At 41.1% G+C, this 12,616-nt stretch carries 11 protein-coding genes and 1 riboswitch; of the genes, 1 reads left to right on the top strand and 10 read right to left on the bottom strand.

Annotation, left to right across the window (positions count from 1 at the left end):
- Positions 1-14 precede the first annotated feature (14 nt).
- The 7 genes from HF078_RS14815 to HF078_RS14840 all read right to left on the bottom strand — a co-directional run bounded on the left by HF078_RS14815 (position 15) and on the right by HF078_RS14840 (position 8,272).
- Entirely contained in the window at positions 15-1,688 is a 1,674-nt protein-coding gene (locus HF078_RS14815; protein WP_205831634.1) for a ribonuclease J, read from the bottom strand.
- A gap of 154 nt (positions 1,689-1,842) precedes the next feature.
- Complete coding sequence (locus HF078_RS14820; protein WP_169291848.1) at positions 1,843-2,310, bottom strand: GNAT family N-acetyltransferase; 468 nt, start codon at positions 2,308-2,310, stop codon at positions 1,843-1,845.
- A 95-nt stretch (positions 2,311-2,405) separates the two neighbouring features.
- Positions 2,406-3,407, bottom strand: coding sequence for an ABC transporter permease (locus HF078_RS14825; protein WP_169291849.1), 1,002 nt, complete (start codon positions 3,405-3,407; stop codon positions 2,406-2,408).
- On the bottom strand, positions 3,397-4,413 hold the full coding sequence (locus HF078_RS14830; RefSeq protein WP_481748021.1) for a sugar ABC transporter ATP-binding protein: 1,017 nt from the start codon (positions 4,411-4,413) through the stop codon (positions 3,397-3,399). The genes HF078_RS14825 and HF078_RS14830 overlap by 11 nt, the downstream gene beginning before the upstream one ends.
- Before the next feature lie 3 nt (positions 4,414-4,416).
- On the bottom strand, positions 4,417-4,914 hold the full coding sequence (locus tag HF078_RS21310; RefSeq protein WP_481748022.1) for an ATP-binding cassette domain-containing protein: 498 nt from the start codon (positions 4,912-4,914) through the stop codon (positions 4,417-4,419).
- Between the two features lie 60 nt (positions 4,915-4,974).
- Positions 4,975-6,087, bottom strand: coding sequence for a sugar ABC transporter substrate-binding protein (locus HF078_RS14835; RefSeq protein WP_169291927.1), 1,113 nt, complete (start codon positions 6,085-6,087; stop codon positions 4,975-4,977).
- Positions 6,088-6,362: 275 nt separating this feature from the next.
- A riboswitch (SAM riboswitch) is annotated at positions 6,363-6,468 on the bottom strand.
- 133 nt (positions 6,469-6,601) lie between these two features.
- The gene (locus HF078_RS14840; protein WP_169291850.1) at positions 6,602-8,272 is read right to left on the bottom strand and encodes a glycoside hydrolase family 13 protein; all 1,671 of its coding nucleotides are present in this window, start codon (positions 8,270-8,272) and stop codon (positions 6,602-6,604) included.
- Between the two features lie 224 nt (positions 8,273-8,496).
- On the opposite strand from HF078_RS14840, the gene HF078_RS14845 reads away from it, so the two are divergent.
- Positions 8,497-9,738 carry a PD40 domain-containing protein gene (locus HF078_RS14845; protein ID WP_169291851.1) on the top strand — a complete coding sequence of 414 codons (1,242 nt, stop codon included), beginning with the start codon at positions 8,497-8,499 and terminating at the stop codon, positions 9,736-9,738.
- A 653-nt stretch (positions 9,739-10,391) separates the two neighbouring features.
- Here HF078_RS14845 and efp read toward each other — a convergent pair.
- From efp to aroQ, 3 genes are all read right to left on the bottom strand, one after another.
- Positions 10,392-10,949 carry an elongation factor P gene (efp, locus tag HF078_RS14850; protein WP_060664926.1) on the bottom strand — a complete coding sequence of 186 codons (558 nt, stop codon included), beginning with the start codon at positions 10,947-10,949 and terminating at the stop codon, positions 10,392-10,394.
- Between the two features lie 94 nt (positions 10,950-11,043).
- Complete coding sequence (locus HF078_RS14855) at positions 11,044-12,105, bottom strand: M24 family metallopeptidase (RefSeq protein ID WP_169291852.1); 1,062 nt, start codon at positions 12,103-12,105, stop codon at positions 11,044-11,046.
- Between the two features lie 4 nt (positions 12,106-12,109).
- Entirely contained in the window at positions 12,110-12,547 is a 438-nt protein-coding gene (gene aroQ, locus HF078_RS14860) for a type II 3-dehydroquinate dehydratase (RefSeq protein WP_169291853.1), read from the bottom strand.
- Positions 12,548-12,616 lie beyond the last annotated feature (69 nt).

Raw genomic sequence — 12,616 nt, forward strand, 5'->3', positions numbered from 1 at the left:
ATTCTCTCCATTTGTTAAACCTCTATAATTATAGGTAGAATCATCGGTTTCCTTTTTATTTGGTGAAAAAGATATTGACCAACTGATTTTTTCGTACTTTGTTTTATTATGTTCCATTGGTTTTTGTCCTCTTTTTTCAAGTCGCTAACCGTCTTTTTGATAAGACTTTTAACGTCTCTGAGAAGATCTTCTGAATCCCTTTGGAACACGAATCCTCGAGAAATGATGTCTGGATCGTGAATTAGCTTTGCTTCCCTTTTACTCAATGTTAGTACAATTATAAGCATACCGTCTTCAGAGAGTTGTTTACGATCCCGTAAGACAATATCCCCAACATCACCCACTCCGAGGCCATCAATATAAGTATTTCCTGTTGGAATTTTACGGGTTTGCCGGGCAAGTGAATTAGTAATGTCGACCACATCACCGTTATTCATAATGAACGTGTTCCCTTGCTCTACCCCAACTGACTCAGCCAACAAGCGGTGATGGTATAGCATTCTATATTCACCGTGAATTGGGATAAAATATGTTGGTTTCATCAAGGTGAGCATCAGTTTTAAATCTTCTTGATAACCATGCCCAGAAACATGCATTCCTGAGGAACTTCCTGTGCCATAAATTACTTTTGCCCCTAGTGAGAGTAAGTTGTCTACCACACGTGTAACATTTCGCTCATTTCCAGGTATTGGACCAGCCGCAATGATAACTATATCCTCCGGCAAGATCTCAACTCCACGGAAGTTTCCAGTTGATAGTCTGGAAAGGGCAGCTAATGGCTCTCCTTGACTCCCTGTACATAAAATAGCCACTTTTTCAGGGGCCAGTTCATTGATTTCATGTTGTTCTATCAACATACCATCTGGTACTGTTAAATAACCTCTTTCCATGGCAACATCTACTACATTCAACATACTTCGCCCAAGCAGTGCGACTTTACGATGTGTTTTTTTAGCAGCATCGACCACTTGTTGGATTCTATTGATATTGGATGCGAAGGTAGAAAGGATTACTTTACGTTCCGCTTTCATGAAGGCTTCCTCAACATGCTTACCCACCATTTGTTCCGATGGGGATAAACCTGGACGTTCTGCATTGGTGCTTTCAGACAGTAGAAGAAGTACTCCATCCCTACCGATTTGGGCCATTTTATGAATATCAGAATGCTCATTATTTGCAGGGGTTAAATCAAATTTGAAATCACCTGTATGTACTATTTTCCCCTCTGGTGTTTGAAACACTATCCCTAAGCAATCTGGAATACTATGATTTACCTTAAAGAATTCCACACCTATATCATCAAATCGTAAGCTTGAATTAGAATCTATTTCAACAAGTTCCGTCTCCCTTAAGAGCTTATGCTCCCTTAATTTCAACTCTATTAATCCCAACGTAAAGCGTGTGGAGTAGACAGGAACATTTATTTTTTTCAAAAAGAAGGGAATCCCTCCAATATGATCTTCATGACCATGTGTAACAATTAAAGCCCTTATATTTTCTTTATGTTCAACTAAATAAGTTATATCGGGAATAATTAAATCAATACCTAATAGACTTTCATCAGGAAATTTATTGCCACAGTCGATAATGACTATATTGTCTCCATATTCAATAGCATACATATTTTTACCGATTTCATTAAGACCGCCTAAAGCGTAAATGGATAATGCATTCTCTGTTGAACTCAAAATTTTCCCCTCCAAATTCTTATTAATACCTACTATTTCCATTGAAGTATCTATTTATTAGAGGGAGGGGAGAATTGGATAGTCTAACAATATGAAAAGCGTTAACTCATAAAGTGAATTAACGCAATAATAAAACGTATGTAACTTATGTAATTCAATTTTCCTTTTTATAAAATATTAAAGTTGTATGTTTATTTATTTTTTTCGTGACACTTGTTTTGACGTATCCCATCTTTTCATACAGGTAACAATTACGTCTTTCTTCTAAAATGGTAGCCAGTTCCCAACTGGTTGCCTCCATAAACTTTTTCTCAACAGAGATTATAGCTTTTTGTGCTATGCCTTTGCCTTGGTAATCAGGAAGAATAAACATCGGACTTATCCAATGTGAGCCTTCTTTTCTAACGACATAAATAGCACCAACAATGGTGTCATCAACTACAATTTTCAAAAAATCACCATTAGGATTATTTAATCTTGTTCTAACTTTATCAATGGTTTCACTTGCTGGGTTTGTATCAAAATCTCTATATTTTTCTAACAATGGCCTGAAAGCTTTTAGTTGCATCTCAAAAATTAGAAGAGCATCTTCACATGTAGCTTTCTCTAGAACAATTTCCATAAAATCCCCCATTTCCATTCTACACTACCTAAAACAGTCAAATATCTCAATCTTTTTTGGAAAATAAGACGCCTCCTAGTTGGGGAAAGCGCCTATTATTTTTGCTTATAATACGTAATCCCTAATGCAAAGGCGAGCACAAGGCCTTTGACGATATCCATGGCATAATAGGGAACAGACATCATGACAAGACCATTTTGCAGGATTCCGATTAATACTGCACCAATAAATGTCCCGAAGGCATTCGGTTTGCCCGCTCCGAGTACGGCAAACCCTATGAATGCCGCTGCGACAGAATCCATTAAATACGGGGTTCCGGCATTTATTTCTGCTGTCATGATCCTTGAAGCCAGCACCATTCCGCCGATTGCTGCTAATAAGGCAGAAAATAAATATGCCGCTACTTTGTATTTATTTACTGCAATACCCGAAAGCTTGGCGGCTTCTGCATTTCCACCGATGATGTACATAAATCTTCCATGCTTCGTGTAGGTGAGAAAAATATGAACCACCACCACAATCGTTAACATGATGATAATAATCCATGGTACCTGCCCAAATTTCTGAAACAGTGGGCTGATGGTTCCCGTTGCAAACGTACCGTCAGGCATGACCATATTTTGTGAAATTGTAGAGCCTTTTGTATAGGTTAAAGCAATTCCCTGAATGATGAACATAGTCGCAAGGGTCATCAGCATATCAGGAATTTTCAGTTTTACAATCATAAAAGAGTTGAAAGCCCCTACCAACAGTGCTGCCGTGATTGCAGAAAAGATTGCCACTGCCGTATTTTGTGAAAACCATACAAACATGGAGATAACGATGGCATTGGATAGGGAAGCAACAGAACCTACCGATAAGTCGAAGCCATTCACTGTTAGAGAAATGGTGATACCGATTGAGATAATCGTAACAATGGATATGGATCTTAGGATATTGATGACATTATTGGATTGGATGAATGTTGGGTTCGCTAGGGCAAAGACGGCAATCAATACAAAAATGGTAATGATGGTCCCGTATTTATATAAGAAGTCGAATAATTCAAAGCGGAAGGCCGGTTTGGCGTCCTCCTGAACTGGTATGTCAGTTTTCATTTCTTTGTCCCCCTGTTGAAAAGTATAGAAGCTCTTGCTCGTCTGTTTCTGAGGTGGAAAGCTCTTTTGTCACCTTGCCGTCGTATAGGACATACACTCTGTTGGTCAAACCGACAATCTCTGAAAGCTCCGATGAGGCATAAAGGATGGCCTTACCGCGTTTGGCAAGGGAGGCAATCAGTTCGAAAATGTCGCGCTTTGCTCCAACATCGACTCCTTTTGTCGGTTCATCAAAGATATAGATATCCGCATCAGAGACAAGCCATTTTCCAATAGCGATTTTTTGTTGATTTCCTCCTGAAAGTGTGTGAACGCTTGTGTCGGGTGACGGCGTTTTAATTCCTAAAGCTCTGATGATTTCTTGTGATTTTGTTTTTTGCGTTTTTTTATCAAGAAAATGCAGAGCTTTTGTGAATGCATGGAGATTAGCGGATATTAAATTTGTTTGTACGGATTCGTGGAGGATGAGACCTTCTTTTCTCCGCTCCTCTGGAACAAAGGCCAATCCGTTTTGTACCGCAACATGAGGGCTTTTTACTTTGACAAGTTCCCCTTTAATTCGGATAGTACCAGTAGTTTTGGGTGTATCTCCAAACAATGCCTTGCACAGCTCCGTTTTCCCCGCTCCAACAAGTCCAGCTATCCCCACCACTTCTCCTGCTTTAACGTGTAAGCTTACATCTTTCACTATACTATGAGCGCTGAGTCTTTCTACTTCTAGAATGGTCGCACCAATGGTTGGATGGTGTTCCGGAAACTGCTGCTCCTGTTTCTGACCGAGCATCCACTCTACAATCTTATCTGGTCTAAGGTTAACCACCATGTCCCGTTTGACTACTTGACCATTTCTCATAATCGTTATTTCATCACAGATTTCCACGATTTCCGGAATACGGTGGGAAATGAAGATAATCCCTACCCCTTCCTCTTTCAATCTCTTGATGACGGAAAAGAGTTTTTCTGTCTCTCTGTTGCTTAGGGGCGCTGTTGGTTCATCCAGAATCAAAAACTAACAATCTGTTGAAATGGCTCTTGCCAGGAGGACCATTTGTTTCTCTGCCAACGTCAGCGTGTTTACTAGACGCTTGGTTGAGATGTTACTATCCAATTTTTTTAAGTGCATTTCTGCTTTTTTATGTATCTCTCTCCAACGTATCCATTGCTTGTTTCCAGCGTGCTGCACCGTCTCTTGCAACATAATATTCTCCGCTACCGTCAGAGTCGGAATCAACGCCGCATCCACTTCCTGATAAACGATTTGTACGCCTGCCTTTTGGGAGTCAGTTGGTTTAGAAATGAAGAGTTCCTTGCCTCCGAGTTTGATTTCCCCGCGGAAATGATCGTACGCTCCAGCCAGCACTTTCATTAACGTCGATTTCCCCGCTCCATTGGCCCCGATTAAGGCATGCACACTTCCGGGTTTTGCGGTAAATGTCACCTGGTCTAAAGCTTTCACCCCAGGAAATTCTATGGATATGTCTTTCATTTCAAGTGTTGTGTTGGTCATTCTGCCCCCCCTTTCTTCAAACATACAAGCACTCTCTCCTGATGAAGAGAGTGCTTTTTTTTATTTTTTGTAATGCTCTTTCAACGTGTTCATCCACTCTTCTAAAAAGGCATCAGACTCTCCCCATCCTTCCACGACAGATGAAAGGTTGCCCATGTTCACCGCTTCGCTTGATTGTTGCAATTCTTCTTGAGAGATTAACGAAGCTTCCAAGTCATAAGTTTGCGGCGTTTCTTCCCCAGCAAGTTTTTTCGCGAGCAAGCGAAGGTTAACAGCACCAATTAATTTAGGATCCACTGCTGCTGTGTATTTCCAAGGACTTCCTTCTGTACTGATTTCCTGCAAGTCTGCATTAGAAACATCAATTCCGTAAATCTTTATTTCCTCTCTGCCGGCCTCTTTCAATGCACGAGCTGCTCCGACTGCGAATGCATCCCATGTAGCAAAAATAGCATCAATGCTTCCTTTTGGATGCTTGTTCAACATTGCCGCAACCGCGTTCTGTGTTTGAACCGAAGTATCTGCCGCTGCAACGCCAAAGCGTTCCAGTTCGTTCAGACCAGGATTATTCTCTAACGTTTCTTTATACACATTGTTGCGTCGAACCATCGGTGGGAAACCGTCCACCCACAGATACACCACATTCGCTTCCCCGTTGAAATCGTTGACTAATTGATCAAGTGCTAATCTCGCCAATTCCTCATCATCTTGAGAAGTTAATGTAACGCCTTCAATGTTGGCCAGGTCTCCGTTTGAATCAAATGTCACCACTTCTTTGCCGCTTTGGACTAGCTGCTGGACACCTTCCACAGTTGCCGCATCATCGCCATGAGAGATAATGACCCCATCATAATCTTGGTTAACAGTCTGATTGATTGCATCATGGAATTTTGCACTGTCTCCATTTGCAGTAAACACATCCACTGTAAAACCAAGGGATTCCCCTTCCTCTTTCGCCCCTGCTAAAAATTGAGCCGTATGATCATCCCCGCCAATCTTACGGATAACTTTAATTTTTGCACCTTCTCCATCAGCAAATTTCTCTGGTACATTTTCAATTGGCCCCGTCGGCTTACTGCTCGCTGCAGTATCACCTCCAGCACTACAACCTGTTAATAATAATGTCGCTGTTGTTAATGCTACAATTCCTTTTTTAAAAATGTTTTTTTTCATCATTCGTACTCCCTTTTTTGAGTAATTTTTCTTTCGCTAAAATAACTAAAGTTTCTAGAATCTATAGCTGTTGATTGGAGCACAGAGCGAAGACTCCTGAGGGAGGTAGCGCTAGATGGAGACCCCTCAAGCGTTGCGAGGAGGCTCCAGCAGCGCCCTTAGGAAAGCGAAGCTTAGTGCGAAAATCAACAGCGTGCTTATTCAAAACCAAAATAAAAAACCTCTCCAAGAAAGAGAGGTTTGAGCGCTAATTGAAAACAAAAAGACTTGTCCCTCTCTTATCTTTCAAAACATCACTGTTTTGCAGGATTTAGCACCAATTCCAAATGGAACGGTTGCTGGGCGTCATAGGGCCAGTCCCTCTGCCACTCTTGATAAGAGATCGAAATATTTAGTTTATTAAAAGAATTAAGTATTACTTTACCGCCTTAAAGAAGAGGTGTCAATGACTTTTTCAAAAAAATTTTTAATAAGAAAAAGTCCCACCATTAAGTGAGACTTTCCAAATATAGATTTACTTAGCTAGCACGTATACACGAGTTTCATAAGGCTTCAATGTCACTTCAGACACACCTTTATGAGCAGCAACCTCATAGTTTTGAAGACGAAGGTCTGCAGAAGAAACCTCAAGGTCTCCAAGTTCTACTGTTACCTCTTCTTCACTCAAGTTACACAACACAACCGCTACCTTGTTATCAAGTGTTCTTGTATAACCGTATACTTGTGTGTCATCTTCAAGAATCAGGTTGTATTCACCATAGACAAATACTTCCTCTTCTTTACGGATTTTGATCATGTCGCGATAGAAGCTTAATACAGAATTTGGATCGTTCCATTGCTTTTCCACATTGATGGTTTTGTAGTTTTCATTTACGCCCATCCATGGAGTTCCAGTGGTGAACCCTCCGTTTGGCTCGTCATTCCATTGCATTGGAGTACGGGAATTGTCACGACCTTTAGCCCAGATGATTTCCATTACTTTTTGAGCATGCTCTTCCCCTTTAGCACTCTCAATATCGTAAAGGTTTTTCATGCCAACATCATCATAATCATTGATGCTATCAAACTTCACATTCGTCATACCAAGTTCTTGACCTTGATAGATGAATGGAGTTCCCTGCATTAAGAAATACAATGCGCCAAGTGATTTCGCACTTTCTACTAGATACTCTTTATCATTACCCCATGTCGAAACAGAACGAGCCTGGTCATGGTTTTCGAGGAATAATGCATTCCAGCCGTTTCCTTCCAAGCCTTTTTGCCATTTTGTTAATGTTTTTTTTAATTGAAGAAGGTCTACGCCGCCTTCTGTTCCTTTTTCCCAAAGACCAAGGTGTTCAAATTGGAAAATCATGTTGAACTTCCCGTTCTCTTCGCCAACCCACTCATCTGCCTGGTTCAGCTTCACACCATTTGCTTCCCCTACAGTCATGATGTCATAACGCGCAAACGTTTGCTCTTTTAATTCCTCTAAATGCTTCTGAATTCCTTCCACATTCATCATGTAGTCAAAAGATGGAACATAATCTAAACCTTTTGGATTCGGTAAGTCTGGGAATCCAGGTTCTTTTTTAATATGGGATATTGCATCCACACGGAAACCGTCAATCCCTTTATCCAACCACCAGTTGATCATATCGTACAATGCAAAGCGGACATCTTTATTTTCCCAGTTCAAGTCAGGCTGTTCTGTTGCAAAGATGTGCATGTAATACTGGCCAGTCTTCTCATCCAACTTCCAAGCCGGACCATTGAAAATACTTTCCCAGTTGTTTGGCTCTTTGCCTTTTTTTCCATCTTTCCAAATGTACCAATCGCGTTTTGGATTGTCTTTAGAAGATGCAGATTCAATAAACCACTCGTGCTGATCAGATGTATGATTGATAACTAAATCAATGATAAGCTTCATATCGCGGTTATGCACTTCTTCTAATAACTCATCAAAATCTGCCATGTTTCCGAAGTCTTCCATAATATCTTGATAATCACTGATATCATACCCATTATCTACATTCGGAGATTTGTACATCGGACAAATCCATATAACATCTATACCCATATCTTTTAAATAATCTAGTTTAGAAATAACTCCTCTTAAATCACCAATACCGTCACCATTGGAATCCATGAAACTTCTAGGATATACCTGATAGGCAACTGCTTCTTTCCACCATATCTTTTTCAATCTTGATACACTCCCTTATTAACTACACTTCACTATGATAACGGTTGCACAATTGCGTAACCGTTTGCACAAATCAACAAAAAAAATATCACTTGGAATAATTCCACTACTTTACTATACCATCTTTTTCACTAATTTCAACTTAAATTCTGATTTTGTTTTATTCATGAAATGATGGTAGCTGGTAACACTAAGGCGTAGGAATATTTTAGGAGGCTTTTATCATGAAATATTTATTGGTTTGCCTATTGGCTGTAACTGTTGTTTTCTCACCTTTATCTAGCTTTTCTGCAGCAACGGATCAACAGAAAGCTGCTTTTACAAGATACCATTCCTTATGGCTGTTTGATGGTACGAAGGAAGTCCCATTGCAAGAAAACATTGATGTAGGAAAATTCAGTTGGTCAAATGACGGCAAATGGCTTGTTTATGAAGCTAAACAGGTGGATCTGCAATCAGATACTGAGGAATATGACATCTGGTTATATAATACTGAAACCATGAGTTCCAGTAAACTAAAAATTGCCGGGCATGATCCACAGTGGAATCCCGTTGACCGTACATTTGCCTTTCTGACAGGCTCCATTCTCTGCGTAGTGGAACTCACTTCCGGAACGCCCATTATTCATCAGCTTACAGGTGGTGTATCTAGTTTCACTTGGGATGCGGAAGGTGTCAACTTAATTGCATCTGCCAGCGCCGCTTTATTTCCTGATGGCTGGAGCCACCCAAGACTTTACGAAGTTCATTGGGGCGTAGAGAAAGAAGCCCATGAAATGGATGTAAAAGTAACACCGGTTCACACCGTTTCGTCGCCTCTAAAATACGAGGACACTTCTATTTTAGCAGTAGATGTAGAGGATTTTTCTTGGTCTCATGACGGGAAAAACTTAGCGATGGTGGTAACCCCTACAGCTTCGTGGTCAGCTGACAGCAATATGCTGAGTGTATATGTAAAAGAGAACAAGCTTTTTATTCCACTTGGGGAAATGTTACTTGATCCCAACTGGATAAAGTGGGCGCCGACTAAACCTCTTCTTGCCTCAATTCAGGGCGGCGGCAGGATGACCAGTGGAGTTGTTACTAATAAAGTCCTGACAACAAGCACCATTATTCCAAATTATAAAAAGACACATACGCCAAAAGGGTTTGCGGATGTGGATTTTGACTGGGTGGATGATGAGAATATTGTGGTGGCTCGAGGGCGAGAGACCAGTGAGAGCACTGAGAAATTTGTGTCTTCTTTATATTTGGTAGGCTTGAAGGAAAAAGAGGCAATTAAGATTGTGGAAACGCCAGATGGTTATTCTGATGGAGAGCCTGTGGTGTTGCGAGAGGGATCATCGTTGGCTTGGATACGCGAAGATGCGGATGGCAGGAGGCATATTTGGATGAGTAAGGTTGATGGTTCTGACGGTCGGATGCTTGTGGAGAATGTGTTTGATGTGGTTTGGTTTGGGAAGTGAGTTTGGCTTTTAAACTATTTTCCTGTTTGAGTGGGGTTTTTGGGGGTTTGGGGGTAGGGATGGCTTCTCTCTTACTGTTTTTATGATTTGAGATGCTGTTCTGGCGGAGAGATGGCTTCTCTCTTACCGTTTTTATGATTTTGGATGCTGTTCGGGCGTAGAGACGTGTTCTCTCTTACCGTTTTCAATGAATATGGTTGCCGTTCGGGCGGAGAGACGTGTTCTCTCTTACCGTTTTCATGAATATGGTTGCCGTTTGGGCGGAGAGACGTATTCTCTCTTACCGTTTTCAGCAATATGGTTGCCGCTCGGGCGGAGAGACGGCTTCTCTCTTACCGTTTTCAACAATATGGTTGCTGTTCGGGCGTAGAGATACCTTTTATTTCCTTCTATTGACACTTCAACCGGATTTCATTGAAGTTGGAGCTCATTGATCATAGAACGCCTCTATTTTACGATTCAGCCAGAATTCACAGCCGTTCGGGCTTATAGAACCGCTCTACTGGACACTTCCCCGGATCTCACTGGAGTTCAGGCTTATAGATTCCCTATATTGGAATAAATCACAACACACAGAATGCGCACACAACAACAAAAAAGGAGAAGCTCCCCCCTACCAACAAGGGATCTTCTCCTATTTTAAAAAAATCAAATTAAGCTCTTGAAACGTAAGAAGAATCAGTAGTGTTGATAATCAATACGTCTCCTTCGTTCACGAAGAACGGTACGTTAACTGTTACACCAGTTTCCATAACTGCTGGCTTAGATCCGCCGGAAGCTGTGTCGCCCTTAATGCCTGGCTCTGTTTCAGCTACTTTTAGTTCTACTGTATTTGGAAGCTCAACTCCAAGCGTCTCGCTTTGGTACATCATGATGGCCACTTCCATGTTTTCTTTCAAGAATTTCAATTCGTATTCGATTTGAGCAGAAGGAAGTTCCAACTGATCATAGGACTCGTTGTCCATAAATACATGCATATCGCCGTTTGCATAAAGGTACTGCATTTTGCGGTTGTCGATTTGTGCTTTGGCTACTTTTTCACCAGCACGGAATGTTTTTTCTTGGATAGCACCATTACGTAGGTTACGTAATTTAGAACGTACGAATGCTGCTCCTTTTCCTGGCTTAACGTGTTGGAAATCCATTACACGCCAAATGCCATTGTCTACTTCAATTGTTAAACCTGTACGAAAATCGTTTACTGAAATCATTTATTAGTTCCTCCTAAAGCTATGTAAAATAATGCCCTACACGTATTGTATCCTTGAGTACCGTACTCTAGTCTACACGACGTTAGATACATTTTTACAAAATAATAAGTTCTTTTGTAGAGAAGGAAAGTGTTTCGTTACCTGTCTCTGTAACGATTGTATCGTCTTCGATACGCACTCCGCCTAATCCAGCAACATAAATACCAGGTTCTACTGTTACAATCATTCCCGGTTCTAAAACTGTGTCTGATTTCACAGACAGAGAAGGACCTTCATGCACTTCCATTCCAAGTCCATGACCTGTAGAATGTCCAAAGTACTCTCCATATCCTTTTTCCGTAATGTAATCACGTGTCAATGCATCCGCTTCACGGCCGGTAATGCCTGCTTTGATGCCTCTCATGCCTCGTAACTGTGCTTCCAATACAGTATCATAGATCGTTTTCAGCTCATCGCTTGGCTCTCCCACAGCAAGTGTTCTTGTAATATCAGAGTTGTAGCCTTTGTAGTAAGCTCCAAAATCAAGCGTTACAAACTCACCTTTTTCAATCACTTTATCTGAAGCGACGCCATGAGGTAGGGCTGAGCGGTAACCAGAAGCTACGATAATATCAAAGGATGAGGAAACAGCCCCTTGTTTTCTCATGAAGAATTCTAACTCGTTGGAAACATCCAATTCTGTTAGCCCTGGCTTGATGTATGTAAGAATATGTTCAAAAGCTGCGTCAGCAATCTGTGTAGCTTCCTTTAATATCTTAATCTCTTGTTCACTCTTAATCAAGCGTAACTTTTCGATTACGCCAGAAACAGGGACAAGATCTGCTTTAATTGTTGTTTTGTAGTTTAAATAGGTGGAAAAAGTGACATGGTCCTGTTCGAAGCCAAGTTTTGCTACTCCAAGGTCTTTGACAACATTTGCAATTTCTTCTACAAGTCCGCCTTTGTGCTGGACGATGTCAAAGCCTTCACATTGTTTGGCTGCTTGTTCCGTGTAACGGAAGTCAGTGATGAATACAGCTTTGTCTTCTGTTACGACTGCCACTCCTGCTGAGCCGGTAAAACCTGTGATGTATTGGCGGTTCTTTCCGCTTGTAATTAGTAATGCATCAATTCCTGAAGTTTGAAAGCTCTCTCTAAGTTTTGTTAATTTTGTCATCTTGCTATTCCCCCTTGTTCTGATTTAATAAAGCTAATAGTGCCAGTTCGTATCCATAAAAGCCAAGGCCTACAATCTGGCCTGTTGTTACTGGTGCGGTGACGGATGTGTGTCTGAATTCTTCCCGCTTATGTATGTTGGAAATGTGTACTTCCATTACTGGTACAGTTATGCTTGCAATGGCATCGCGAATTGCATAGCTGTAGTGGGTGAAGGCACCAGGGTTTATGACGATCCCGTCGTAATGGCCTTCCGCATCGTGAAGCGTATCGATAAGCTCTCCTTCGTGATTGCTTTGGAAACAAGTTAGTTCAAACGAATTTTTGCCTGCGAATGCTTGAAGTTGCGCTTCGAGATCCTGCAATGTTTGACTGCCATAAACTGCGGGTTCCCTTAGTCCCAATCTATTTAGGTTAGGCCCGTTAAGAACAAGTAAGCGCATTCTACGATCTCCTTTTCATAAAATCAACACCCCTATTCAAAAAGAAAAAGAATGTTCAATTACTGAACA

Origin of the sequence: Bacillus sp. RO2 (genome assembly GCF_012911845.1) — a bacterium.
Lineage (GTDB): Bacteria > Bacillota > Bacilli > Bacillales > Bacillaceae_I > Sutcliffiella_A.

Excerpts from the sequence above, each read along its gene's own strand:
- HF078_RS14820 (WP_169291848.1), bottom strand. The coding sequence starts at position 2,310 with ATGGAAATTGTTCTAGAGAAAGCTACATGTGAAGATGCTCTTCTAATT.
- HF078_RS14835 (WP_169291927.1), bottom strand. The coding sequence starts at position 6,087 with ATGAAAAAAAACATTTTTAAAAAAGGAATTGTAGCATTAACAACAGCG.
- HF078_RS14855 (WP_169291852.1), bottom strand. The coding sequence starts at position 12,105 with ATGACAAAATTAACAAAACTTAGAGAGAGCTTTCAAACTTCAGGAATT.
- aroQ (WP_169291853.1), bottom strand. The coding sequence starts at position 12,547 with ATGCGCTTACTTGTTCTTAACGGGCCTAACCTAAATAGATTGGGACTA.
- HF078_RS14845 (WP_169291851.1), top strand. The coding sequence starts at position 8,497 with ATGAAATATTTATTGGTTTGCCTATTGGCTGTAACTGTTGTTTTCTCA.
- HF078_RS21310 (WP_481748022.1), bottom strand. The coding sequence starts at position 4,914 with ATGACCAACACAACACTTGAAATGAAAGACATATCCATAGAATTTCCT.
- HF078_RS14825 (WP_169291849.1), bottom strand. The coding sequence starts at position 3,407 with ATGAAAACTGACATACCAGTTCAGGAGGACGCCAAACCGGCCTTCCGC.
- efp (WP_060664926.1), bottom strand. The coding sequence starts at position 10,949 with ATGATTTCAGTAAACGATTTTCGTACAGGTTTAACAATTGAAGTAGAC.